The sequence below is a fragment of the Telmatospirillum siberiense genome (assembly GCF_002845745.1).
GTDB lineage: Bacteria > Pseudomonadota > Alphaproteobacteria > Rhodospirillales > Magnetospirillaceae > Telmatospirillum > Telmatospirillum siberiense.
Genome location: NZ_PIUM01000019.1, coordinates 50034 through 73751 on the forward strand (window position 1 = coordinate 50034; position 23718 = coordinate 73751).

Annotated in this window: 21 protein-coding genes; 7 read left to right on the plus strand and 14 right to left on the minus strand. The window is 63.4% G+C overall.

Going from position 1 to position 23718, the window contains the following annotated elements:
• Positions 1–15: 15 nt before the first annotated feature.
• A complete protein-coding gene (locus CWS72_RS15890) occupies positions 16–1146 on the minus strand; it encodes an efflux RND transporter periplasmic adaptor subunit (RefSeq protein ID WP_101251611.1) in 1131 nt (376 codons plus the stop codon).
• 50 nt (positions 1147–1196) lie between these two features.
• The gene (locus tag CWS72_RS15895; protein WP_241911755.1) at positions 1197–2690 is read right to left on the minus strand and encodes an efflux transporter outer membrane subunit; all 1494 of its coding nucleotides are present in this window, start codon (positions 2688–2690) and stop codon (positions 1197–1199) included.
• Positions 2691–2814: 124 nt separating this feature from the next.
• On the opposite strand from CWS72_RS15895, the gene CWS72_RS15900 reads away from it, so the two are divergent.
• Positions 2815–3477, plus strand: coding sequence for a TetR/AcrR family transcriptional regulator (locus CWS72_RS15900; RefSeq protein ID WP_101251613.1), 663 nt, complete (start codon positions 2815–2817; stop codon positions 3475–3477).
• Here the strand turns inward: CWS72_RS15900 and CWS72_RS15905 are convergent.
• Positions 3457–5892 carry an EAL domain-containing protein gene (locus tag CWS72_RS15905; RefSeq protein WP_101251614.1) on the minus strand — a complete coding sequence of 812 codons (2436 nt, stop codon included), beginning with the start codon at positions 5890–5892 and terminating at the stop codon, positions 3457–3459. The genes CWS72_RS15900 and CWS72_RS15905 overlap by 21 nt on opposite strands.
• A gap of 168 nt (positions 5893–6060) precedes the next feature.
• Positions 6061–6426 carry a winged helix-turn-helix transcriptional regulator gene (locus CWS72_RS15910; RefSeq protein WP_101251663.1) on the minus strand — a complete coding sequence of 122 codons (366 nt, stop codon included), beginning with the start codon at positions 6424–6426 and terminating at the stop codon, positions 6061–6063.
• A gap of 141 nt (positions 6427–6567) precedes the next feature.
• Between CWS72_RS15910 and CWS72_RS15915 the strand changes: the two genes are divergently transcribed.
• From CWS72_RS15915 to CWS72_RS15925, 3 genes are read left to right on the plus strand one after another with little or no spacing between them, the layout of a single operon-like run.
• Positions 6568–7755 (plus strand): efflux RND transporter periplasmic adaptor subunit, encoded by a 1188-nt coding sequence (locus tag CWS72_RS15915; protein ID WP_101251615.1) that lies wholly within the window; start codon positions 6568–6570, stop codon positions 7753–7755.
• 27 nt (positions 7756–7782) lie between these two features.
• Positions 7783–10938, plus strand: coding sequence for an efflux RND transporter permease subunit (locus tag CWS72_RS15920; RefSeq protein ID WP_101251616.1), 3156 nt, complete (start codon positions 7783–7785; stop codon positions 10936–10938).
• 8 nt (positions 10939–10946) lie between these two features.
• On the plus strand, positions 10947–12326 hold the full coding sequence (locus tag CWS72_RS15925) for an efflux transporter outer membrane subunit (protein WP_101251664.1): 1380 nt from the start codon (positions 10947–10949) through the stop codon (positions 12324–12326).
• A gap of 51 nt (positions 12327–12377) precedes the next feature.
• Here CWS72_RS15925 and CWS72_RS28630 read toward each other — a convergent pair whose 3' ends face one another.
• Both CWS72_RS28630 and CWS72_RS15930 read right to left on the minus strand, forming a co-directional pair.
• Positions 12378–12506, minus strand: a complete 129-nt coding sequence (locus CWS72_RS28630) for a hypothetical protein (RefSeq protein ID WP_274540606.1) — start codon at positions 12504–12506, stop codon at positions 12378–12380.
• Positions 12507–12641: 135 nt separating this feature from the next.
• The gene (locus CWS72_RS15930; protein WP_101251617.1) at positions 12642–12854 is read right to left on the minus strand and encodes a cold-shock protein; all 213 of its coding nucleotides are present in this window, start codon (positions 12852–12854) and stop codon (positions 12642–12644) included.
• A 284-nt stretch (positions 12855–13138) separates the two neighbouring features.
• On the opposite strand from CWS72_RS15930, the gene CWS72_RS15935 reads away from it, so the two are divergent.
• Positions 13139–14002, plus strand: a complete 864-nt coding sequence (locus CWS72_RS15935) for a transglutaminase family protein (protein ID WP_101251618.1) — start codon at positions 13139–13141, stop codon at positions 14000–14002.
• 8 nt (positions 14003–14010) lie between these two features.
• Here the strand turns inward: CWS72_RS15935 and CWS72_RS15940 are convergent, their stop codons facing one another.
• The 3 genes from CWS72_RS15940 to CWS72_RS15950 all read right to left on the minus strand — a co-directional run bounded on the left by CWS72_RS15940 (position 14011) and on the right by CWS72_RS15950 (position 16229).
• On the minus strand, positions 14011–14484 hold the full coding sequence (locus tag CWS72_RS15940; RefSeq protein ID WP_101251619.1) for a YbaK/EbsC family protein: 474 nt from the start codon (positions 14482–14484) through the stop codon (positions 14011–14013).
• A gap of 88 nt (positions 14485–14572) precedes the next feature.
• Positions 14573–15622, minus strand: coding sequence for a nickel/cobalt transporter (locus CWS72_RS15945; protein WP_158240681.1), 1050 nt, complete (start codon positions 15620–15622; stop codon positions 14573–14575).
• 10 nt (positions 15623–15632) lie between these two features.
• Positions 15633–16229 carry a DUF1007 family protein gene (locus tag CWS72_RS15950; protein WP_101251621.1) on the minus strand — a complete coding sequence of 199 codons (597 nt, stop codon included), beginning with the start codon at positions 16227–16229 and terminating at the stop codon, positions 15633–15635.
• A 159-nt stretch (positions 16230–16388) separates the two neighbouring features.
• Here CWS72_RS15950 and CWS72_RS15955 point away from each other — a divergent pair, with 159 nt between their 5' ends.
• A complete protein-coding gene (locus CWS72_RS15955; RefSeq protein WP_101251665.1) occupies positions 16389–17177 on the plus strand; it encodes an acid phosphatase in 789 nt (262 codons plus the stop codon).
• Positions 17178–17265: 88 nt separating this feature from the next.
• Here CWS72_RS15955 and CWS72_RS15960 read toward each other — a convergent pair whose 3' ends face one another.
• The 5 genes from CWS72_RS15960 to CWS72_RS15980 all read right to left on the minus strand — a co-directional run bounded on the left by CWS72_RS15960 (position 17266) and on the right by CWS72_RS15980 (position 23184).
• Positions 17266–19347 carry a methyl-accepting chemotaxis protein gene (locus tag CWS72_RS15960; protein WP_101251622.1) on the minus strand — a complete coding sequence of 694 codons (2082 nt, stop codon included), beginning with the start codon at positions 19345–19347 and terminating at the stop codon, positions 17266–17268.
• 147 nt (positions 19348–19494) lie between these two features.
• Complete coding sequence (locus CWS72_RS15965; protein ID WP_199175721.1) at positions 19495–20988, minus strand: MmgE/PrpD family protein; 1494 nt, start codon at positions 20986–20988, stop codon at positions 19495–19497.
• A 223-nt stretch (positions 20989–21211) separates the two neighbouring features.
• On the minus strand, positions 21212–21721 hold the full coding sequence (gene msrA / locus CWS72_RS15970) for a peptide-methionine (S)-S-oxide reductase MsrA (protein WP_101251623.1): 510 nt from the start codon (positions 21719–21721) through the stop codon (positions 21212–21214).
• A gap of 1 nt (position 21722) precedes the next feature.
• Positions 21723–22169: a peptide-methionine (R)-S-oxide reductase MsrB gene (msrB, locus tag CWS72_RS15975; protein ID WP_101251624.1), complete on the minus strand. Its 447-nt coding sequence runs from the start codon at positions 22167–22169 to the stop codon at positions 21723–21725.
• Between the two features lie 139 nt (positions 22170–22308).
• Positions 22309–23184 carry an SDR family oxidoreductase gene (locus CWS72_RS15980; RefSeq protein ID WP_199175723.1) on the minus strand — a complete coding sequence of 292 codons (876 nt, stop codon included), beginning with the start codon at positions 23182–23184 and terminating at the stop codon, positions 22309–22311.
• 112 nt (positions 23185–23296) lie between these two features.
• On the opposite strand from CWS72_RS15980, the gene CWS72_RS15985 reads away from it, so the two are divergent.
• Positions 23297–23710 (plus strand): winged helix-turn-helix transcriptional regulator, encoded by a 414-nt coding sequence (locus CWS72_RS15985; protein ID WP_101251625.1) that lies wholly within the window; start codon positions 23297–23299, stop codon positions 23708–23710.
• The last annotated feature ends 8 nt before the right edge of the window (positions 23711–23718 follow it).

Here is a 23718-nt window from a genome sequence, read left to right on the forward strand (position 1 = left end):
GTTTAGCGCTCCGCCTTACTTATCCACCGGTACCGGATTGGCCTCATTGGCCGGCCGCACCGAATTGTCGATCAACAGCGGACTGCCGTTGCGCAATTTGATCTGGCCGGCGACGACGACCGTATCGCCTTCCTTGATTCCCTTGGCCACCGCCACCTGATCGCCGCGTTTGGCCCCCGTGGTGATGAAGGTCTGATGGGCGATCAACTGCGGCTGGCCCTTCTCGTCCTGGCCCTTGTTCTCCACAAGATAGGCGGTGTCGCCATAGGGGCTGAAGGTAATCGCCGTCTGCGGCAGGGTGACGTAGCGCTCCGGCGCTCCGGTATCGATCGTCACCTTGGCGAACATGCCGGGCAGCAGTTTATGGGCGGGATTGGCCAGGGTGGCCCGGATCTGGACATTGCGGCTGGCGGTGTCGACCTTGGGGTTGATCGCCGCGATCTTGCCGGTGAAGCGCTTGTCGGGATAGGTGTCGATGGCGACGGAAACCGGCAGCCCGACGGAAAGCTGGGCCAGCGCCTGCTGCGGCATGGTGAAGTCGACGAAGATCGGGTCGAGCGCCTGGAGCGTGACAATGGCGGTGCCGGCCGTCAGATACTGGCCGAGATCCACCGAGCGAATGCCCAGGTGGCCGGCGAAAGGCGCCTTGAGGACCTTTTTGTCGACGACCGCCCGCTGTTCCGCCACTTGCGCCCTGGCGCTCTTCAAGGCGGCGGCGTCGGAATCGAGGGTCGCCTGGCTGATGGCATGGGCCTGGAGTTGCTGCTCGTCGCGCCGATAGGTGATCTGGGCAAGTTCGGCGGTGGCTTCCAACGATTGCAGCTTGGCCACGTCGTCGGCGTCGCGCAGACGCAGCAGAACCGCCCCGGCGGGCACGTCGTCACCCGAATTGAAGGTGATCACATCGACAACGCCGGATGTCTCCAGGGAAAGGTCGGCTCCCTTGACGGCCCGCAGGCTGCCGATAGCCTCAAGGTGAGGCTGCCATTCCTGCACCTCGGCCTTGGTGGTCGCGACGGTCTGCGGTTGTCCGCCCATCGAGGCCATGAACTTCTGGATCATGATGCCCCGGAACGCCTCAAAACCGAAAATACCGCCGAATACCAGGCCAACCAGGACCAGCATGAGGATCATGCGTTTGACCATCGGGTTCGTCTCCACACGAAGAATAGGGTCCGCGCCTTGGCGGACGCGGGTTATTTGCGAAGGGTGTCGTTCGCCGTATCGTCCGTCCGGTTCCACCAGCCGCCGCCAAGAGCCTGAAACAACGCGACCGTGTCCGTGTAACGGGCGGCCTGGGCCAGGACGAGAGAGATGCGGCTTTGCTGGTAGGTCCGCTCGGCATTGAGCAGCGTCAGATAGCTGATGGCGCCGGCGGCGAACTGACGGCGCGACAGCTCCAGGCTGGCCCCCGCCGACCGCTCGGCGGCCAATTGAGCCTTCAGCGTCTCGGCGTCGGCCTGTAAGGCGCGCAGGGCGTCAGCGACGTCGCGGAAGGCGGACAGGACCGTGCTTTGATATTGAGCGGCGCTCTTGTCGAGACCCGCCTCGGCGGCGCGACGCTGATGTTCGAGCGTGCCGCCGTGGAAAATCGGCTGGGTTATGCCGGCAGAGAGGCTCCACAATCCCGAGGCGGCCGAGCCGAACAGGCCATCGACGCCGTCGGCGGCGCTGCCCCAGCCGGCGCTCAGGGTGAACTTCGGAAATTGATTGGCGATCGCCACGCCCAATTGCGCGTTGGCCTGATGCAAGGTGGCCTCGGCCGCCTGCACGTCGGGACGGTTGCGCACCAGTTGGGACGGCAGGCTGACCGGCAGATCCTGCGGCAGGTCGATGCTCGCCAGGGAAAAAGTCTCGGCCACTTCCTGGCTGGGGAACCGCCCTGCAAGGGCGGTCAACAGATTGCGCTGCAACGCCAGTTGCTTTTCGAGAGGCGGCAGGGTCGCGCGGGTCTGCGCCAGGGTCGATTCCTGGGCCAGCACGTCGGCTTGCGAGACGCCGCCCAGGGTGAATTGCCGGCGTACCACGTCGAGCTGCTCGCTTTGCGCCTCGATAATCTCGCGCGTCGCTTCGATCTGGCCGCGCAGCGAGGCATCCTGCAAGGCGGCGTTCACCACGTTGGAGGACAATGTGAGCGCCGTCGCCTCAAGCTGGAAGCGCTGATATTCAGCCTCCGCCTCTGCCGATTCAACGCTGCGCTGGGTCGCCCCGAACACGTCGAGATCATAGGAGACGCTTAAGGAACTGGTGGCCACGCTATAGATCGAGGAGGTTCCGGACTGCCCCTGTTGCGCCCCCGATGTCCGCTGACGCGACGTCGAAAAGCTCGCATCGACCGACGGATAATAGGCGCCGCCCTGGGCCAGCGCCAATTCGCGGGCCTGACGGAGCGCCGCCTGAGCCGCCTTGATATCGGGATTGGCGGCCAGCGCCTGAGTGACCAGGCGGTCCAGCGCCGGGGCGTGGAACAACGCCCACCATTGGCCGGGAATATCCTGGCCGGCATTGAAATATTGAGCGGCACCGCCCACGGTGTCGGCGGCCCCCGTGGGCTTGGTCAGCGGCTCGGGGGTGAAGCCGGTGACATCGGGGGGCGGCGGCGCCTGAAAGTCCGGACCCACGGCGCAGCCGGCCAGAAACAGCAGGGCGGCCATGGTCGCCGGAACGCCGGAGATCTTGTGAAACGTCACGCTCATTCCTTCCAAACGCCCCGTTCGAAAGCACCGCGCCCGTTCGGCGGTCGCGAGAGGGGATTGACTTAGTTCGAACGTTCAATCTAAAACACGGAAACGATGTGACCTGTCAAGGCCCTTAATGGATCAGACACCGAAACACGCGACTGACATAAAGGCGCCGCCCGTCCGGGAGGCGCGCGGCGAATCGAGGCGCCAGCAGGTCTTGGACGCCGCGGCGATCTGCTTTCGCCGCAACGGTTTCCGGGGCGCCAGCATGTCGGAGATTTCCGCTCTGGCCGGCATGAGCACCGGCCACATCTATCATTATTTCAAGAACAAGGAAGCCATCGTCGAGGCCATCATCAAGCGCGATCTCCAGGAGGGGATGACCTTCATGGAATCCCTCAAGGAGGCCGACGACATCGTCCAGATGCTCGTCGACGGGGCCAAGGACTGCATCGTCGACCGCAACAAACTGAGCGAACCGGCCTTGACCCTGGAAATCCTGGCCGAGGCGTCGCGCAATCCGGCGATCTCGGCCATCATGGACGACTGCGAGACGTCGATCCGCCGAAGTTTCATCGAAGCCCTGGAAACAGGTCGCAAGCGGGGGGTGATTGCCCCGGACGCACGGATCGAAGTGGCCTGCACCATGATGATGCTGATCTTCGACGGCATCACCGTGCAAAGCGCGGTGAACCCGCTCTTCGATCACGAAGTCATCCTCAAGGAACTGGAGCGACTGCTCAACCAGGCTTTGCGGCCGGGCGTCGGTTCGGATTTAAACCACCCCAAACCCTAAGACCGCATTCCAGAGCGGCGGAAATTCCAGGGGCGGCACCGGACGGCTGAACAGATAGCCCTGCGCGGCATCGCATTTCAAATGCCGCAAATAGGCCAATTGCGCTTCCGTCTCCACGCCCTCGGCGAGAACCTGTAAATTCAGATTCTTGGCCATCGCCACCACCGTCGCGACAATTTCCATGTCGGCGGTATCGTGGGGAATGTCGCGGACGAAACTCTGATCGACCTTGATCTTGTCGATGGGGAACCGTTTCAGATAGGCGAGCGAGGAATAGCCGGTGCCGAAATCGTCGATGGCCAGGCGCAAGCCCAGATCTTTCAGGGCCCTCAGCCTGGTTTCCGCCTCCTCGCCGAAATCCATCAGCGCGCTTTCGGTGATTTCCAGTTCGAGATAACCGGGCGGCAACCCCGTTTCCTCCAGGATCGCGGCGACCCTTTGGGCGATGTCGGCCTGGTGGAATTGGTGGGCCGACAGATTGACCGCCACCGTCTCGATATCCGCCCCGGCCTCCAGCCAGCGCTTCATTTGCGAACAGGCGGCGCCGAGGACGAACTCTCCCAAGGGAAGAATCAGGCCGGTTTCCTCGGCCAACGGGATGAACTGACCGGGGGGAACCAGACCCGCTCCGGGACGCTGCCAGCGCAGCAAGGCCTCGACCCCCACCGGCCGCATGCTGCTCATGTCGATCAGGGGCTGGTAATGCAGCAGGAATTCCCCCCGCTCCAGTCCCTGGCGCAGGGCGACTTCCATCGCCACCCGCTGATTGGCCACCTCGGTCAGGGATTCGGTATAAAAGCGATAGGTGTTCCTGCCTCCCTTCTTGGCCTGATACATCGCGGCGTCGGCACAGCTCAGAACCTTGCCGGCATCCTTGCCGTCGTCGGGAAAGATGCTGATGCCGACGCTGGTGCCGATGAAGACGTCGCGGCCGCTGGAAAGCCGGAAAGGCACCTTCAATTCCTCGATCAGGGACCGGGCGACATCGGCCGCGCGGTCCGCCTCCCGAAGATTTTCCAACAGAACGATGAACTCGTCGCCACCCATCCGGCAAAGGGTATCGGCCTCGCGCAAGCGGTTGGAATAGCGCTGGGCCACCGCCTGCAGAAGCTCGTCGCCCGCCGCATGGCCAAGGCTGTCGTTGACGTTCTTGAAATGGTCGAGGTCGAGAAACAGCAGCGCGCCCTTGCCTCCATCGCGGTCGGCGCAGGCCATGGCGTGATGAACCCGTGACAGCAGCAGGAGGCGGTTTGGCAATCCGGTCAGCGGATCGTGGTGGGCGAGATGGAAAAGCTGCTCCTCGGATTCCTTGGCGCGGGAAATGTCGATGAAGGTGCCGATGTAATTGACCACATCGCCTTTGGCGTCGCGCACCACGCTGATGGTCATCCATTCCGGATAGATGGCGCCGCTTTTCCGCCGGTTCCAGATCTCGCCCCGCCAATAGCCCTCGCTCAGGATCGTTTTGAACATCTGTGTGTAAAAGGCGGTGTCGTGCCGGTCGGATTTCAGAAGGCGGGGATTTTTCCCGATCAGTTCCTCGGCGGAATAGCCGGTGATCGCGGTAAAGGCCGGATTGACCGCCAGGATGGTACCCTCGGCATCGGTAATGGTGATGCCTTCGATACTGTGGTCGAACATGGTGGCGGTCAAACGCGCCTCTTTTTCGGCTCGGTCATCGGCGGTGATATCCTCGACCGACAAGATGATTCCGCCGACCGTCCCGTTCTGTTCGGTCCAAGGACAGCTCACCCATCTGTAGACATGCTCCGTACCATCCGCCTGAACCCACCGCGCCTCGTCCTTGGACAGGCTCTCGCCCGCCAGGGCGGCGCGGTGCCCCCGCTTCCAGTCCTCCGGGATGTCGGGATGCACATCATAATGCCGGCGGCCGACGAGGTCGTCGCAGCCGCGGCCCAATTCGAGACGCCAGCGCCGGCTGACCGCGAGATAGCGGAGATCGCGGTCAAGCAGGGCGATGCAATGCGGCGCCTGCTCGATGAAGAGATGCGTCCGCTCATGGGTCTGGCGGGAGGTTTTTTCGTCGGCCGTCCGGCGATTGGCACGCCGCAATTGCTCATGGGTCAGGCTGAGCAGCACGCCCATGATGAAGAACAGAAGGATCGAAACCAGTCCGGAGGGAGAGGCCAGAGCGAAGGAAAATCGCACCGGCACGAAAAAATACCATCCGAGCAGCGTGGCCAGCGTGGTCGAGGTCATGCCGCCCAGGAAGCCGCCGAATCGCGAACTGAAAAAAATCGCCGGATAGAGGGGCAGCCAAACGTAAGGCGAAAGATCGGCCCAAAAAGCCGCCTGTAGCCCAAAAGCCGTCAAAGTAATGACGATGCCGACGCCTATACGGTAGAGGCCATCGCACACCGAATTATCCCAGGCTTTCGCCATCCGTTCGGTCATACCGGTGGGCTCATATCGCTGTTAAGCACCGGATGATAGCGATAGACTGATAATCGGTCGATATTTATATATGAATTCGTCTTATTTTAGATTGATATATTGATATATGCAAAAACATTCATCTTTTTTATGACGACAGAAACATAATAAAATTGGCTTGATGCTTCGTCAGGCCTCGATTCGACCTCGAGCCTCTTCTTCTTCCTCCTTTACCGCGCCGATCCGGGCCATGTGCAACTGCCCCCATTCGCACAAGGGAGAGAGCGCCGCCGACAGCGAAATGCCGAAGGACGTCAGGGCATATTCGACCCGGGGCGGGATTTCCCTGAAATCATGGCGAATGACGATGCCGTCGGCCTCCATCTCCTTGAGGTTTTGAATCAGCATTTTCTCGCTGATTCCCGAAACCGTCCGCCGCAGATCGCCAAACCGGCGCCGCTCGTCATGCAAGGCCCAAAGAATCAGCACTTTCCATTTACCGCCGACGACGTCGAGAGCCGCCTCAAGACCACAACTATAGGTTTTTCTCTTCATGGTGTTTTCCTGGCCGTCGACCCACGCTCTTTTCACTTACAAAAAGGTAGGTACTTGTCGATTTGAAATCAAGTCCGATATTTCGGGAAATCATGACCCGCGTCGCCGGGACATCCCGCCGCAGATCGACAGGAATATCACATGAAGACAAGGATCTATTTTCGTAGCCGCCTGTTGCTGACCAGCGCGATCGTCGCCGCGGTCATCGGCGTCGGCGTTTATTCGGCGCAAAGCACCGGCGCCAGCCCCGGAACGGCGGCGGGCTCCCCCGCCGTTCCCGTGGTGGTCCGGACCCTGGCCGAACAGAAAATCCGTGCCTGGTCCGAATTCTCGGGTCGGTTGCACGCCGTCGATTCCGCCGAAATTCGCCCGGAAGTCGGCGGACGCATCATCGCCTTGAAATTCGAGGACGGCCAGAACGTCAAGGCCGGCGATGTCCTGTTCATCATCGACCCCCGGCCCTACGAGGCCGCCGTGGCCAAGGCCGAAGCCAACCTGGCTTCGGCCAGGACCAACGCCGCCTTCGCCAAGCTGGAACTGGACCGCGCCCACGGTCTTCAGGAAACCCAGGCCATCGCTCAGCGGGTCTATGACGAGCGGGCGAACGCCGCCCGCGTCGCCAATGCCGACGTTCAGGCCGCCGAGGCCACTCTCAAGCAGGCCTCCCTCGATCTCGAACATGCCTATGTCCGCGCGCCGATCGCCGGCCGGGCCAGCCGGGCCGAAATCACCCTGGGCAACCTCGTCCAGGCCGGTCCGGGCGCGCCCCTGCTGACCACGGTCGTCGGCAACCAGAGCATCTACGCCGATTTCGACGTCGACGAGCAGACCTACATGCAAAGCGTCCGGGACTATGCCAGCGGCCGCGATCAGGAACGACGCATCCCCGTGCAGCTCTCCGTGCAGGGGGACAAGGGACATCTCTACCAGGGCACCATCGACAGTTTCGACAATCGGCTCGATCCGGCCAGCGGCACCATCCGGGCGCGGGCCAAATTCGATAATGCGGACGGAGCGCTGGTTCCCGGCATGTTCGTCTCGGTCAAGCTGGCCAATGGCGGGGAAAGCAGCGAGCTGCTGATCCCGGCCCGCGCGCTGGGGTTCGATCAGAGCAAGAAATTCGTCTATGTGGTCGAGGGCGACAACAAGGTCGCCTACCGCGAGGTCGAACTCGGCAAACAGATCGCCTCGGAGCGCGTCGCCCTGAAAGGCGTGCAGGCCGGCGACCGCGTCATCGTCGACGGCGTGCAGCATGTCAGGCCCAATGCCCTCGTCGATCCGAAGGAAGCCGCCCCGGACAGCGGCTCGGCACAGGCCGGAACGAACTGACGAAACGACAGGCTGACGGTAGGACCAATGACTCTTTCCAGATTTTTCATCGACCGGCCGATCTTCGCCGGTGTGATCTCGTTCGTCATTTTCTTGGCGGGCCTCGCCTCGATCTTTCAACTGCCGATCTCGGAATATCCGGAGGTCGTGCCGCCCACCGTGGTGGTCAAGGCGCAGTTTCCCGGAGCCAATCCGAAGGTGATCGCCGAAACGGTGGCGACGCCGCTTGAGGAGCAGATCAACGGCACGGAAAACATGCTCTACATGTCTTCCCAGGCTTCCTCCGATGGTTTCCTGACCTTGACGGTCACCTTCAAGCTGGGCACCGATCCCAATCTCGCCCAGGAATTGGTGCAGAACCGGGTCAACCAGGCACTGCCGCGCCTGCCCGACGTCACCCGGCAACTGGGCGTCACCACCACCAAAAGCTCGCCCGACCTTACCATGGTGGTGCATCTGACCTCGCCCAACGGGCGCTACGACATGCTTTACCTGCGCAACTACGCGGTGCTGAACGTCAAGGATCAACTGGCCAAGATCCAGGGCGTCGGCAGCGTCCAACTGTTCGGTTCGGGCGATTACGCCATGCGCATCTGGCTCAATCCCCAAAAGGTCGCCGAGCGCGGGCTGACCCCGCAGGAAGTGGTCGGCGCGATCAGACGCCAGAATGTCCAGGTGTCGGCCGGCATGATCGGCGGCCCGCCCTATGACAAGGGCGTCGAGCTGCAATTGCCGATCAATGCGCAAGGCCGCTTACAGGATGCCGAGCAGTTCGGCGAAATGATCGTCAAGCGCAACGAGCAAGGCGCCATCACCCGCCTCAAGGATATCGCCCGCGTCGAGATCGACGCCGCCGAATTCGGCCTGCGCTCGCTGCTCGACAACAAGTCCGCGGTGGCCATCCCCGTCTTCCAGGCGCCCGGTTCGAACGCCATCGAAATTTCCAACCAGGTCCGCAAGACCATGGCCGACCTGAAGCAGCATTTCCCGGAAGGCGTGGACTATTCCATCGTCTACGATCCGACCGTCTTCGTGCGCGGCTCCATCGAGGCGGTGGTCCATACCCTATTAGAAGCGCTGGTCCTCGTCGTCCTGGTGGTCATCGTCTTCCTGCAGACCTGGCGGGCGTCGATCATTCCGTTGCTGGCCGTGCCGGTGTCCATCGTCGGCACCTTCGCCATCATGCATCTGTTCGGCTTTTCCATTAACGCGCTTTCGCTGTTCGGGCTGGTGCTGGCCATTGGCATCGTGGTCGACGACGCCATCGTCGTGGTGGAGAACGTCGAGCGCAACATCGAGGAAGGCCTGGCCCCGCGCGAGGCGACCATCACCGCGATGCGCGAGGTTACCAGCCCGATCATCGCCATCACCCTGGTGCTCTGCGCCGTCTTCGTGCCCATCGCCTTCATCAGCGGACTGACCGGACAGTTCTACCGTCAGTTCGCCCTGACCATCGCCTTCTCGACCATCGTCTCGGCCTTCAATTCGCTGACCCTGAGCCCGGCCCTGGCGGCCATCCTGCTGAAGTCGCACGACGCGCCCAAGGACCGGCTGACCCGCGCGGTCGATCGGCTGTTCGGTCGCTTCTTCAACGCCTTCAACCGCTTCTTCCAGCGGAGCTCGCGCCGCTACAGCCGCGGCGTCACCGCGACGCTCGGCCATAAATCGGCATCCATGGGGATCTATCTGCTGTTGCTGGGCGCGACCTATCTCGGCTTCCAGCAGGTTCCCCCCGGCTTCGTTCCGATCCAGGACAAGCAGTATCTGGTGAGCTTCGCCCAACTGCCCGAAGGCGCCACACTGGATCGAACGGAAAAAGTCATCCGCGAGATGTCCGACATCATGCTCAAGGAGCCGGGCGTCGAAAGCGCCATAGCCTTCCCGGGCCTGTCCATCAACGGCTTCATCAACAGCTCGAGCGCCGGCATCGTCTTCGTATCCCTGAAACCCTTCGAGGAACGGAAATCCAAGGATTTGTCAGGCTTCGCCATCTCGCAAAGCCTGCAGCGGAAATTCGCCGGGGTGAAGGACGCCTTCATCGCCGTCTTTCCGCCGCCCCCGGTTCAGGGCCTGGGCACCATCGGCGGCTTCAAGCTGCAGGTCGAGGATCGCACCGACCAGGGCTACGAGGCCCTCGACGCCGCGATTCGCTCGGTGATCGCCAAGGCCCGGCAGACGCCGGAACTGACCGGGGTTTTCTCCAGCTACAAGATCAACGTGCCCCAGCTCTATGCCGATCTGGACCGAACCAAGGCCATGCAACTGGGCGTCGATGTGCAGGATGTCTTCGACACCATGCAGATCTATCTCGGATCCCTTTATATAAACGATTTCAATAAATTCGGGCGTACCTACCAGGTCATCGCGCAGGCCGACCGGCAATTCCGCTCGCAACCCGACGATATCCTGCGGCTGCAGACCCGCAATCTGGAAGGCCGCATGGTTCCCCTGGGCTCGGTGATCCGCGTCTCCGACACCACCGGACCGGAAAGCGCCATGCGTTACAACGGCTTCCGCTCGGCCGATCTGAACGGCGGCCCGGCGCCCGGCGTCTCCTCCGGTCAGGCGCAGGCGGCCATGGTGCGCATCCTGTCGGAAACCCTGCCCAAGGGCATGGAATTCGAATGGACCGAGCTGACCTACCAGCAGATCCTGGCGGGCAACACGGCGATCATCGTCTTTCCCATCTGCGTGCTGCTGGTCTTCCTGGTGCTGGCCGCCAAATACGAAAGCCTGTTCCTGCCGCTGGCCATCATCCTGATCGTGCCCATGTGCCTGCTCTCGGCCATCGGCGGCGTCTGGGCGACGGGCGGCGACAACAACATCTTCACCCAGATCGGGCTGTTCGTCCTGGCCGGGCTGGCCTGCAAGAACGCCATCCTGATCGTCGAGTTCGCCCGCGAAATGGAAGCGCTGGGGCGCGGCACCGTCGAATCCGCCGTCGAGGCGGCCAAGCTCCGCCTGCGGCCGATCCTGATGACCTCCTTCGCCTTCATCATGGGGGTGGTGCCGCTGGTGCTGTCCTCCGGCGCCGGTGCCGAAATGCGCCACGCCATGGGCATCGCCGTGTTCTTCGGCATGCTGGGCGTCACCTTCTTCGGCCTTTTCCTCACCCCCGTCTTCTATGTGCTGTTGCGCGGCATCGAGAAACGCATCGTCGGAACCAAGGTATCGCAGGCATGATTACGAAAATGAAACGATCACTCCTATGGCTGGGCCTGACCTCGCTGGCCGCTTGCGCCACACCGCCGGGAGCACAGGATTCCGGCATTACCCCGCCCATCGCCTGGAGCGGCGCGGCGACGGGCGGCGGTCTGATCGCCGAGGACGCGGCCGGCGTCGAACAGGCATGGTGGAAAAGCTTCGGCGATCCGGTCCTCGACCGCCTGATCGACCAGGCCTTGAGCGGCAACAAGAGCCTGCAGGTGGCCAAGGCCCGGGTTCTGGAGGCCCGGGCCGGGCAAAGCGGGGCCCAGGCCGCCCTGCTGCCGGTGCTGAACGGCACCGCCTCGGTCAGCCGGGGCAATCAGGGCTATGCCACCTCGAACAAGGTGATCAACATCCGCGAGGCCAATCTGCAAGCGTCGTGGGAAGCCGACATCTTCGGCAAAAACCAGGCGCGCGTCGGCGAAGCGGCGGCCATCGCCCAATCGGTGGAAGCCGACGCCCAGGCGCTGACCGTCACGCTGCTGGCCGAGGTGGCGCGCAATTATTTCGAACTGCGCAACGAGCAGGAACAGATCCGCATCACCCGGGAAAACCTGGGAACCCAGCAAAGGACTTTGGAGCTGATCCGGGCGCAGCAGGTCGGCGCCCTTTCCAGCGACCTCGACGTCGAACGGACGGCCGCCCAGGTTTCCACCACCTCGGCGCAGCTTCCCGCCCTTGAATCGGCCTTTGAGGTGACCCTGCATCGGCTGAACGTCCTTTTAGGCGCCCCACCCGGCCAGACGCCCGATGCCGCGCTCGCCCGGCCGCAACCCTTGAACCCCCTGACCTCGGCGATTCTGGTGGCGGCACCGGCCCACGTGCTGGCCAACCGGCCCGATGTCCGCGCGGCCGAGCGGCGCTTTGCCGCCAGCCTGTCGGCCAGCGACGCCGCGACCCGCGAATTCTACCCCACCATTTCCCTGACCGCCCTGTTCGGCGTTCAGGATTCCAGCGCTTTTTCCACCGCGCCCTGGAGCCTTGGCGCGGGACTGGTCCAACCCATTCTCAATTTCGGGCGAATCCGCTCGCAGATCGATGCCGCCGACGCCCGGCAGACGCAATCCCTGCTCACCTATCAGCAGACGGTTCTGGAAGCCTTGGAGGATATGGAAAACGCGCTGTCGGCTTATGTCCATGAGACGCGCCGCCAGCATGACCTGGATCTCGCCGCCCAGGAGAACCGGCGGGCGGTGACCCTGGCCAACCAGCAGTACAAGGCCGGGTACAGCGGACTGCTGGACCTGCTGGTCGCCCAGCATGACGCGTTGGCGGCCGAATCGGCCCTGGCCGCCTCGGACGCCCAGATGCGCAAGAGTCTGGTGGCCATTTACGCCGCGGCGGGAGGCGGCTGGTCGCTTTAACGGCTATATAACCAAATCCCTTCGCCCGTTCGCGGGCGAAGGGAAGAAGGGTCAGCCCTTCTTCTTGGCGACGATGGGGGTCGCGGACCCCTTCATGATCACCGGGGCGGCCACCACCGCCGGCTTGCTCGCCTTCGGCTTCTTGAGTTCGCGATTGCTGCGCTTTTGACCTTTGGCCATGACGGAACTCCTAAAAAACGAAAGGCCCCGCAACCAAACGGGTGCGGGGCCTAGCGGGACGTCAGACGCCCGTCGGTTTATGAACGCCGCATGAGGCGACGAACCCGTGGAAATCCACGGTCACCGGCGTTGGCGTCAATCCAGAACCTTGAGATTGTCAGCCGACATCTTTCCGCTCTTGCGGTCAGAGACGAGCTCGAAGCCCACCTTCTGGCCCTCGCGCAGGTCGCTGAGGCCGGAACGCTCGACAGCGCTGATATGAACGAAGGCGTCGTTGCCGCCGTCATCCGGCGCAATGAAACCAAAACCCTTCTGGGCGTTAAACCACTTTACGGTCCCCGTAGCCATAGGAAACCCTTTCACTTATAGTAATTGTTGCAGCCCCGCGCATTTGCGGGACCTCGAAATCGAATTTTCAGGGAAGAGGGTTGTTAGTACTGCGCAACTGACGTCTGCGCGCGACCAAGTCTTCTGACCATCCATCGACTGCCGTAATATGAATGGACCGTCACGAAAATACAAGGCTGACTTTTATTTTTCTTGAAACGCGATCCAAAAATAATTCTGAATTTTCTGGAAGATGCTGTTTTCACAACCCATTTTAATGGTCGGCCGACAGAGGAAAAATCTCCATGGTCACCCTCCGGATCACCCATAAGACGGTCTATCGCTATCATCAGCCGGTCGATCTGGGACCGCATCGCCTGATGCTTCGCCCACGGGAAAGCCGGGATCTGCGCCTGATCTCCTGCCAGGTGCAGATCACGCCGGACGCCACCGTGACCTGGGCCAACGACGTCTTCGGCAATGCCGTGGCGACCGCCAGTTTCCCATTCCAGACGGACAATCTGCTCATCGACAGTCTCACCACACTGGAATTGCATACTCCCGCCTGGCCGGTTTTCGACGTGGCGGCATCGGCGATTTCTTATCCCTTTCGCTATTCCAACGACGACTGGATCGATCTGGGCGCCTTGACGACGCCGCAATACCCCGATTATTCGGGACGCCTGCGGGACTGGTCGCGGGCCTTCATCGGCGGCAACCCCACCGATACGCTGTCGCTCCTGAAGGACCTGTGCGCCGGGGTTTCGGGATGGATCTCCTATCAGAGCCGCGACGACGAGGGAACCCAGTCGCCGATCGAAACCCTGGATCGCGGCTGGGGATCGTGCCGCGATTTCGCCGTACTGTTCATCGAGGCGGCGCGTACCCTGGGCTTCGGCGCCAGGATCGTCTCCGGCTATCTCTATAATCCGGACCGCACCGCTTTGGGCAGTTTTGACGCCGGATCGACGCACGCCTGGGCCGAAATTTACGTTCCGGGGGCCGGCTGGATCACCTTCGACCCCACCAACCGCAGCGTCGGCGGCTACAACCTGATCCCCGTCGCCGTCGGGCGCGACATCCGGCAGGTCATGCCGGTATCCGGCAGTTTCATCGGCATGACCAACGCCTTTCAGGGATTGTCGGTGGCGGTCACGGTCACCGCCTGAGCCCCCCTTCACCCTCCGGATTGGTCCTGGCAGACATCCACCCATTGCGCGCCGACCAGATCGGCCATGCGTAACGGACTGATCCGCACGGCGCTGTGGGTCGACCCGGCCGCCGGCACGACCTCCTCGAAATCCTTCAGGGAGACGTCGCAATAGACGGGGAGAGGGTTGGCCAGGCCAAAGGGGCAAACGCCACCGACGGGATGGCCGGTGATGGCCACGACCTCGTCCGTGCCGAGCATCTTCGCCTTGCCGCCGAAGGCCGCCTTGGCTTTCCTGTTGTCCAGGCGGGCGTCTCCCCGGGTGACGACGAGCAGATCGCGTTCCCCCACCCGCAAGGACAGGGTCTTGGCGATCTGCCCCGGCTCCACCCCGTGGCCGGCCGCCGCCAGAGCGACGGTCGCCGTGCTGCTTTCCAGTTCAATGATGCGGACATCCGGGGCTTTCTCGGCGAGAAAAGCGCGGACCGACTCGAGACTCATCCTTGCGAAGACCTCCGGCGGGCTGGGTGGAAGAGATGGTCTTCCTATTGCAAATCCCAACAGCCATGTTCGTCAAGGCCCCGCTCCCTTATCCGGCCATCGGAACGATAAGGCCCAGCCAGATACCGAGAAGCTGCAACAGGCCGAAAGTGGCGATCAGAAAGGCGCCGGTCAGGGCCGCGATCTTGCGGATCCGTCCGGCGGCGGCATGGTCGGCCGGACCCAGCCGCGCCAGCCAGCGATTGAGGCCGAGAGCGCCCAGGCTGACCGCCGCGACGGTGATGGCGACGCCCAGGGCCATGGCGAGCGTGGCCACGACGCCAACGGAAAAGATGCCGTTGGCCAGGGTGAACAGCAGCACCAGAATGGCTCCCGAACAGGGCCTCAAGCCCACCGTCGCGCCAGTCAGCAGGACATGCCGCCATTCCGTCCGCCGGGAGCGCCGGTCCGCCTGGTGAGCGCAAGCGTGATGACCGCAGTCCCCGCCATCGTCGTGGTCGTGATGATGGGGATGGTCGTGCCCGGAGGTATGATCATGATCGCAACAGACCCGCCCGCTGATCACCCCGAAACCCATCCACAGGCCGAGAGCCGTGATCCCGGCGTAACTGACGCCTTCCAGCAGGGCGGCGCGGTCGAGGATGGCGCGGGTTCCCAAATCGAACAGCGCATCCATCGCCCCCACCAGCAGGATCGCCGAAAGGGCCTGGACCAGCGCGGCCGACAGGCTCATCGACAAACCTTGCAGCAAACGGGCGCGGCGGCTCAGGAAATAGCCGCCGATCACCAGCTTGCCATGTCCTGGCCCGATGGCGTGGAAAACCCCGTAAAGGAAGGAAAAGAGCACGATGGCGGCGGCCGGACGGATCGACCGGCCGTCACGGGCCGCGCGAAGATGGGTGCGCAGTTCGGCGTTCAGGCTGGACTGCATGGCGGCCAGTCCGCCGAGGACGGCCCGCAGCGGTTCCGGCAACGCGGCCACCGGCGCGGGCGGGACCGGAAGGGTTTCGGGGCCGGGCCGCGAGGAGGACGCGGGTCCCGGCGCCTCCTCGGGACGTCCGAAATAATCGGCGGCGACGGACGGCACGACGGGCAGCAGCAGCGCCAGGAGGATCAGAACCGGTAGACGGCGGACCATGGGAAAGCCTTCAGCAGGAAATTTGCACGGATGGCGGAAAGACCGAGCCGAAATAGATCGGATGCGCCTTGTCCTCGCCGACGCGGGCCCTGCACCCCTCGGAGCCGGCGCCTTCCAGCCGGGGCGGATGTCCCTTGGCCGGACCGACATCCACGTAATAGCTGTCGTCCCAGATACCGATGTGGATCGGCGCGGCCCTGGGATCGGCCGGCTGGGACAGCACGACGGTGAAGCGGTAGATCAGCCGGTCGCCCTCCAGCCCGGCGTCGAAATCCCGAACCTCCTTGTCCACGGAGAGCGGTTTGTCGCCCAGCCAGACATGATTGAAATAGTCGTAATTCCTGAGATTGGAGAAGGCCGACTTTTTCAAGGCGGCGATCTCCGCCGGAGAAAAAGCCCCCTTGCCATGATGCTTGGCCACGTCGGACAGAACCGAGGCGCTGAAATCCTCGTCGAAACTCCATTCCTGGCGCAGCGCGACGACGCGGCCGCGCTCGAAAAGGGCGGTCAGACCATAGTCGACCCAGACATGGGGATGGCTCCAGGCGGAACCGGCGAACAGACACAGCGGCAAAGCCAGCATGGCCGAAGCCCGAGGAAGAAACATCAATACCCTTTCCGCAAGCGGCGATGGCAACGAAATCAGACCTTGCCAGGAAAAATCCTGGAGCTTCGATCAATTTTCAACAACCATTCGGACCGACGATCCCCGCGGCCCGGTTTTCCGGGCGGCGGCGGGATCAATCCGTTCTGGAACGAGGTCACGATGAAACGTCTGCAATCCCTTGTCTGGCCAGCGTTGGTCGCGCTGACCGTCCTGCTTCCGGCCGGTGCCGGCGCCAAGGAGGGAAAACAAGGTTACCTGGCCCCCGACGCAGTGGAGATCTTCAAGATCCTGCCGCCCGCCCCGCGCGAAGGGGAAGCCCGCTATCAGGCGGACCGGGAGATCTTCAAGGCGACCCGGCGCTTCGCCGGGACGGCCCGCTGGACGCTCGCCACCAGCGACGTAAAACTCTCCACCGCCGACATGCTGGGGGCGTATAGCTGCGCCGTCGGCGTGACGCTCACGCCGGAAACCGCTCCGCATCTGGTCCATGTGATAGAGACGGCCGGGGCCGATACCTCGGGTGCCGCCGGGGTCGCCAAGGACCATTTCAAGCGGCTGCGCCCCTTCCTGATCGATGAGGGACAGGTCTGCCAGTCGGCGGCGGACCTGTCCCACAGCTACGATTATCCGTCCGGCCACACGACGCGCGGCTGGACCTGGGCGGAATTGCTGGCGGAACTGGCTCCCGACCGGGCAGGCGCCATTCTCGCCCGCGGGCGGGCCTTCGGAGAAAGCCGCATCATTTGCGGCGCCCACAATACCAGCGCCGTCGAAGCCGGCCGCCTGACCGCCGCCTCGGTCCTTGCCGCCGTTCACGGCTCGCCTGCCTTCCAGGCCGATCTCAAGGCCGCGAAGGAGGAACTCGACGCCCTGCGCGCCAACGCCCAAACACCACAGCCGCAGGGCTGCGCCGAGGAAGCCCGCCTGGTCGCCGAACCGGTCTTCTGATCGTCCGGAAACAGCCGCCTCGGTCGAGTCCTTGTCATTGAGGGCGGGGCGCCCATCTCGCCCCACCGGTCTTTCGCCCCCGGCTCTCTCAGGCCTGCCGCACTTCCTCCAGGAAACGGGCGATTTCCCCGGTCAGGGCGTCGGCCTTGGCGGAGAGCGATCCCACCGTCTCCGCCATGGATTTGGCCGCAGCGCCCGATTGGCTCATTTCCTTGCTGACATCGGCGATCTGGGTGGTGACCTGGCGGGTTCCGCTCGCCGCCTGCTGGACATTGCGCGAGATTTCGGCGGTGGCCGCGTTTTGCTGTTCGACCGCTGCGGCAACCTGGCCGGTCAGTTGATTGATATCCGAGATGGTCTGGGCGATCCCCTTGATGCGATCGACCGCAGCGCCGGTCTCGGCCTGAATCTTGCCGATCTGCCCGGCGATCTCCTCTGTCGCTTTCGCGGTCTGTCCGGCCAGGGCCTTGACTTCGCTCGCCACCACGGTGAAGCCCTTGCCGGCGTCGCCGGCCCGCGCCGCCTCGATGGTGGCGTTGAGCGCCAGAAGATTGGTTTGCCCGGCGATGTTCTGGATCAGGCCGACCACCTCGCCGATCTTTTCCGAAGCGACGGCGAGATTGCCGATTTCCTGCGACGCCTCGGCGGCGACCTGTTCGGCCCGGGTGGCGATCGAACTCGACTGGCCCACCCGTTTGCCGATCTCGGCGATCGACGCCGACAGTTCTTCGGTGGCCGCGGCCACCGTTTCGACATTGGCCGAGGCCTGCTCGGCGGCGGCGGCCACACCCACCGTCCGGCTTTCCACCGAACGGGCGATGTCTGCCGAGCTTCCCGCCGTCGTCATCATGCTTTCGGCGGCGCGCTGCACCTCCTCGATCACCGCCGCCGAGGCCTGGTCGAAGGCGTTGGCCAGCCTTTCGATCCGTTCCGCCCGCGCCTGGCGCGCCGCCTGCTGACTGGCGTTCTCGGCCGCCATCCGGTCGGCGTCAATGGCCTTCCGGCGAAGCGTCTCGATCGCTTTCGCCATCTCGCCGATCTCGTCGGTGCGATCCCTGGCGGGAACCCCGACCTCGAGATCGTGATCGGCGAGGCGGGAAACCACGCCGGTCATCTCGATCAGCGGCGAGACGATGCGGCGACCGAAAATGACCACCAGCCCGGCCATGGCGACGACCACCAACAGAACGGCGCAAAGGGCCGTCATCAACTGGGCGAAGGCAGCACTTCGCTCCTTCTCGACCAGACTGCCGGCCGTCTTGAAGGCGGCGTCGCGCAGCAGGAAAATACTATTCATTCCCGGAACGGAACGACGTCGGTATTCGCCGACATCGAAGGGATATTTGCCGTCGCCTCGCCCGGCGGTCAGCACCTGCTGGTAGACGGCCTCGGACTCGCCGAAGAATTTCGCCTGAACGATGGCGGATGCCTCGACCAGGGCCGGCGGCGACGAGAACCGCTGGATCATGCTCTGCATCGTCGCCCAGTCCTCCTTGATGCGGCCGGTGCTCTCGGCCACCTTGTCGAGGACGGCCTGGGGTATCGGAGCTTCGGAGGCCACCGAACTGATGTAATAGGTTCCCCTGCTGCCGGCCTGCTCGCGCATGCTCCAGCTAAGACGGGCAATGCCGATATAGGAGGCCACGGAGCCGTTGGCCTCCGCCGCGACGCGGTCGGCCACGTCGATCATGACGTTGATTTTGCCCGCCTCGTCCTCGAACGCCTTGGCCAGGCGCAGGATCATGCCCGAATCCCGTTCGCTCTTCGGCCTGGCGAGGGCACCGTCAAGCTCGCTGCGGATGGTCTTCAGATTGCTCGCCATCTTCTCCAGGGCGGCAGCGTTCTCCTCCGCGGCAAGATATCCTCCTGTCCGGCCGCTCTGAATCGCCTCGGCCAACGCGGTATCGGTCTGGGCGCGGCCCTTGCGGAACTGTTCCCGGTCGCCGTCGTTAACCGCGGTCGCCGTGGAAAGCGCCGTGTTGTAAGGCCCCCTCTCATCGGCAAAACATTGGGGAATCCGCAGCAGCCTCGCCGCCACGTCGAGGACGACACCGGCAGCGCTCTGCGCCCTGTAGGCGTACCAGCCGTCGAAAACCAGCTTGCCGGCAACCAGCAAGGCGATGACGGCCGCAACGGACATGCCGGCGATGAAAAAGGATCTGATGCGCATCGGGGACCTCGACAGGTTGGTTGGCGGCCCATTCTGCCGTCACGACAATGCGGCCGGAAAGAAGATCGTTCACTCCCCGCATCCACTGAACAAAATTCCAATGACCCGAATAGTCTCGTTATTCCCGGCCCCGTTCCGCCGAGCCTTCTATCGTTTTATAACGAATTTCTTCAAAAGACGCCCCAGATCATCCTGGCGTTCCAGATCCCATAGGGCATCCAACACCGCCCGCGTCTGCCGCTCCGGCCAATAATGCCCGACGTTGCCGCGAAATTTCCGCTCGGCGTCGGCCCGTTGCATCGGCCGACCGACGAAACCCGGCAAATCGTCGACCTGATGGATTATCGTCTGGCCGTCATCGAGAACGGCCGTAACGCGATTGGGAACCGCCTTCGGCATCAAGGCCGTCAGGGCCGGATCCTCCTTGACGGTGATCTTCTGCATGAAGACGCGCAACCGCGGGTCACGCAGTTTTTCCGAAGCATAGCTGTCATTGGTCAAATCGCCGTCAAACATGGCGCGCGCGGCGATGTAAGGCAGACTGTGGTCCGCCGTCGCCTTGGTCTCGGGCGCCCATTTTTCGGGGTCGCGACCGGCATTCCGATAGCCGTTCAAAGTGGTTGCGATCTCGATGCTCTTGATGCGCTCCAGATTTCCGGCCTCTTTCGCCACCGCGATGGCGGCCGGGATGACCGTCGCCGAATAGATCTGCGCCGGATAGACCTTCATGCCGCAATCGGCGATACGGAACGGCCGGCCGAACGCCTCGACCTCGATGTCCAGCGGCCCGGTGACCTGCTTGAAGATCCCCGCCTTGCCTTCGAAAATGGGTGCCGGGCCGGTCAGGCCGCCCCGCGCCAATTGCGCGGCGAAGACCCCGCAGCGAGCGGCTTCCGCGTCGGCCAGCCCCTTCCAGTCCGACAGGATCTGCATCCGCGTCTGCAGCAGGGGGACATGGCCGTTGAGCGATATGTTCACCGCCTGAGCCAGTTTGTCCGGACCGATCCGCATCAGTTTGCCTGCCGCCAACGCCGTGGCCGGCAGGCTGCAAAGAGGATGATCCCAGCCGCGACCGATCAGGTCGACGGCATCAAGCAGGCGGCAGACGATTTCATAAGAGAGAACGATGGCGGTGATCAGTTCCCGACCATTGGCCTTTTCGGCCTCGGCCACCGCCAGGCAGGCGGTGATGTTGTCGCTGGGATGCCCCGCCTCGCCTGCCTGGCGTCCCACATAGACGTCGTTCAGATCCAGGTAGCGCAACGCGGCTCCATTGACGAAAGTCGCCAGATCCGGCGTCGTGCGATAGGGCGTGCCGATGATCGTCGCGGCACCCGCCGTGCCATTGCCGACGACATCCCGACAAATGCGCACAGGCGGCTCATCGAAGGCCGCGATGGCGCATCCGAGCGAATCAATGAGATGGCTTTTGACGATCTCGACCGTCTCCGCACCGAGATCGGCATAATCGAGGGTGTCGGCATAGAAAGCCAGTCGTTCGGCGAGAACCGGACCCTGAAGATCGGGGGAAGACGACGGCACGGCATTGTCCGCGGCCGCATGAGACGGCCGGACATACCCGTAAAGACTGGCCGCGGCCATGCCGACGATGGCTTGTCGACGGGAAATGGCGTGGGACATCGAACATCCTTCCCAAAGACGAATAAAAGAGCCCTCTCGCCGCGCCGGACGCACGACTCCGAGGGACAGCCCGGCCAGCAAGGAAAGTTCCCAGCATAGCTGGCACCACTTTCTCCTGTTCGTCAATCCCCGCCTTTATGACAAAAATAAACGAGTTTTGCCGTCTTTAATACAAAAGCGATATTTGTACTTATAGTTTAACAACTATTGATTATTCTGGAACCTACTGTACTGGTGATCGGCGCGGCAACGTCCAGTTCGGCCGGACGAAATGGCAGGTGTAGCCGTTGGGATAATTCAGCAGATAGTCCTGATGCTCGGGCTCGGCCTCCCAGAAATCTCCGGCCGGAACCACCTCCGTGACCACCCTTCCCGGCCACAGTCCCGAGGCTTCGACGTCGGCGATGGTGGTCAGGGCTTCCTTCCACTGTTCCTCGCTGGTGGTGAAGATGGCCGAGCGATAGCTGGGTCCGCGATCGTTGCCCTGCCGATCGGGCGTGGTCGGATCATGGATCTGGAAGAAGAATTCCAGCAGATGCCGATAGGTGGTTTTCTCCGGATCGAAAATGATTTCCACCGCCTCGGCATGATTGCCGTGGTTGCGGTAGGTGGCGTTCGGAACCTCGCCGCCGGTGTAGCCGACGCGGGTCGACAGGACGCCGGGAAGGCGGCGCAGCAGATCCTGCATGCCCCAGAAGCAACCCCCGGCGAAAACGGCGCGTTCCTCCGCCATGTCAACGATCCTCCAGTTGAGCAAGATAGGCGCCATAGCCTTCCGCCTCCATGTCGTCCCGATGGACGAAACGCAGCGAGGCGGAATTGATGCAATAGCGCAGGCCGCCGCGATCCGCCGGCCCGTCGGGAAACACATGCCCGAGATGGCTGTCGCCGGCGGCGGAGCGCACCTCGGTGCGCATCATGCCATGCGTGGTGTCCCGCAGTTCCTTGACGCGGACGGGATCGACCGGCCTGGTGAAGCTGGGCCAGCCGCATCCCGACTCGAACTTGTCCGACGAGACGAACAGGGGCTCGCCGGAGACGACGTCGACATAGATGCCCGGCTGGTGGTTGTGCAGATATTCCCCCGTTCCCGGACGTTCGGTGCCGCTTTGCTGGGTCACGCGATATTGCTCCGGCGACAGCCGCGAAAGGGCTTCCGTCGTCTTGCGATATTCGGCCACTTAAAGATCCTCCGTCCCGCTGGATCCCCCCGGGGGGATGTGAAACCCTTGAACACCGGCGGAGGGGCGAGCCGCCCTTCCGCCGGTGTTCACCGCAAGACATGGGTCTTCGATGCCGCTCTTTCCAATAGCTCCCGCTCTATTGCTTGAGGGCCGCGGTGATACTGGCCGCCAGCGGCGTGGTCGGCCGGCCGATCAGTGTGCTCAACTGCCGGCCGTCGTCGAACAGGGCGCCCTTGGCGGCGCCGGCATCGCTATCGGACAGAAGATCGGCCACCGGCTCCGGCAGGCCCGCCCCCAGCAAGGCCGCCTTATGGTCGGCCCGGGACAGGTTCTTGTAGACGACTTGACGGCCGGATTGCCGGGTGATCTCGGCGGCCAGCTCGGTCAGCGTGTAGGACTGGTCGCCGGCCAGTTCGAACGTGCGGCCGCCCAAATTTTCCGTCGCCGTCAGAACCGCCGCCGCCGCCGCGGCATAGTCGGCACGCGCCGCCGAGGCGATGCGGCCGGCCCCGGCCCCGCCGATGAGAACGCCATGGGCGAGAGCGGTGGGAACGGCCGCCGTGTAATTTTCGGTGTACCAGCCGTTGCGCAGGAGAACGAATGGCAGGCCCGAGTTCCGCAGCAGGGCTTCCGTCTCGCGATGTTCCCCGGCGAGACCGAGGGGACTGCCGTCGGCGCGCAGGAGACTGGTATAGGCGAGCAGACCGACACCGGCGCGCTTGGCCGCTTCGATGACGTTTTTGTGCTGGGCGACGCGCTGGCCGAGGGCGTTGGAGGAGATCAGCAGCAGACGGCCAATGCCGGCGAATGCGGCGTCCAGCGTCTCGGACCGGGTGTAATCGGCGATGCGGATCTCGACGCCCCGGGCAGCCAGGGAACGACCGGCTTCGACATTGCGCACGGTGGCGACGATCTGCGACGGCGGCACCAGTTCGAGCAGGCGGGACACCACCAGATGACCGAGTTGGCCGCCGGCGCCGGTGACGAGCAAGCGGGTGGAGGAGATGGGCATGAAATAATAATCCTTATTGTCTAATTTTGAGACCAGGTCTTATTTAGAGACTGATATCGACCTAAGGAAGGAGGCAGATTATCATGCCCAGGTTACTTTTCAGGAACCACCGATGAGCGGCGGCGTTCCTCCCGGCCTCAGCTTCAGCGAATGGCAGGCCGCCGGATTCGACGCCACCGCCTGTCCGGTGCGCAACGTCCTCGACCGCATCGGCGACAAATGGACGGCGCTCACGCTCAGCGCCCTGGCCGAACGGCCGCGGCGCTTCAGCGAGTTGCACCGGATCATTCCCGACATTTCGAAGCGCATGCTGACGCAGACCCTGCGCGGACTGGAACGGGACGGCTTGGCCACCCGCCATGTCTTTCCGACCAAGCCGCCCAGCGTCGAATACCGCCTGTCGCCGCTGGGCCGGACGGTTTTGCCGCCCCTCGGCGGACTGGTGGCCTGGGCGGCTGAAAATTTCCCGGAAATCCGCCGGGCCCGGGCGCGCTTCGACGCGATGCCCGAAACCGGCGGTGAATGAACGGCGGA

Coding starts and splice junctions, on each gene's coding strand:
- CWS72_RS15890 (WP_101251611.1), bottom strand. CDS start 1,146: ATGGTCAAACGCATGATCCTCATGCTGGTCCTGGTTGGCCTGGTATTC.
- CWS72_RS15900 (WP_101251613.1), top strand. CDS start 2,815: ATGGATCAGACACCGAAACACGCGACTGACATAAAGGCGCCGCCCGTC.
- CWS72_RS15905 (WP_101251614.1), bottom strand. CDS start 5,892: ATGACCGAACGGATGGCGAAAGCCTGGGATAATTCGGTGTGCGATGGC.
- CWS72_RS15910 (WP_101251663.1), bottom strand. CDS start 6,426: ATGAAGAGAAAAACCTATAGTTGTGGTCTTGAGGCGGCTCTCGACGTC.
- CWS72_RS15915 (WP_101251615.1), top strand. CDS start 6,568: ATGAAGACAAGGATCTATTTTCGTAGCCGCCTGTTGCTGACCAGCGCG.
- CWS72_RS15920 (WP_101251616.1), top strand. CDS start 7,783: ATGACTCTTTCCAGATTTTTCATCGACCGGCCGATCTTCGCCGGTGTG.
- CWS72_RS15925 (WP_101251664.1), top strand. CDS start 10,947: ATGAAACGATCACTCCTATGGCTGGGCCTGACCTCGCTGGCCGCTTGC.
- CWS72_RS28630 (WP_274540606.1), bottom strand. CDS start 12,506: ATGGCCAAAGGTCAAAAGCGCAGCAATCGCGAACTCAAGAAGCCGAAG.
- CWS72_RS15930 (WP_101251617.1), bottom strand. CDS start 12,854: ATGGCTACGGGGACCGTAAAGTGGTTTAACGCCCAGAAGGGTTTTGGT.
- CWS72_RS15935 (WP_101251618.1), top strand. CDS start 13,139: ATGGTCACCCTCCGGATCACCCATAAGACGGTCTATCGCTATCATCAG.
- CWS72_RS15940 (WP_101251619.1), bottom strand. CDS start 14,484: ATGAGTCTCGAGTCGGTCCGCGCTTTTCTCGCCGAGAAAGCCCCGGAT.
- CWS72_RS15945 (WP_158240681.1), bottom strand. CDS start 15,622: ATGGTCCGCCGTCTACCGGTTCTGATCCTCCTGGCGCTGCTGCTGCCC.
- CWS72_RS15950 (WP_101251621.1), bottom strand. CDS start 16,229: ATGTTTCTTCCTCGGGCTTCGGCCATGCTGGCTTTGCCGCTGTGTCTG.
- CWS72_RS15955 (WP_101251665.1), top strand. CDS start 16,389: ATGAAACGTCTGCAATCCCTTGTCTGGCCAGCGTTGGTCGCGCTGACC.
- CWS72_RS15960 (WP_101251622.1), bottom strand. CDS start 19,347: ATGCGCATCAGATCCTTTTTCATCGCCGGCATGTCCGTTGCGGCCGTC.
- CWS72_RS15965 (WP_199175721.1), bottom strand. CDS start 20,988: ATGTCCCACGCCATTTCCCGTCGACAAGCCATCGTCGGCATGGCCGCG.
- msrA (WP_101251623.1), bottom strand. CDS start 21,721: ATGGCGGAGGAACGCGCCGTTTTCGCCGGGGGTTGCTTCTGGGGCATG.
- CWS72_RS15980 (WP_199175723.1), bottom strand. CDS start 23,184: ATGCCCATCTCCTCCACCCGCTTGCTCGTCACCGGCGCCGGCGGCCAA.
- CWS72_RS15985 (WP_101251625.1), top strand. CDS start 23,297: ATGAGCGGCGGCGTTCCTCCCGGCCTCAGCTTCAGCGAATGGCAGGCC.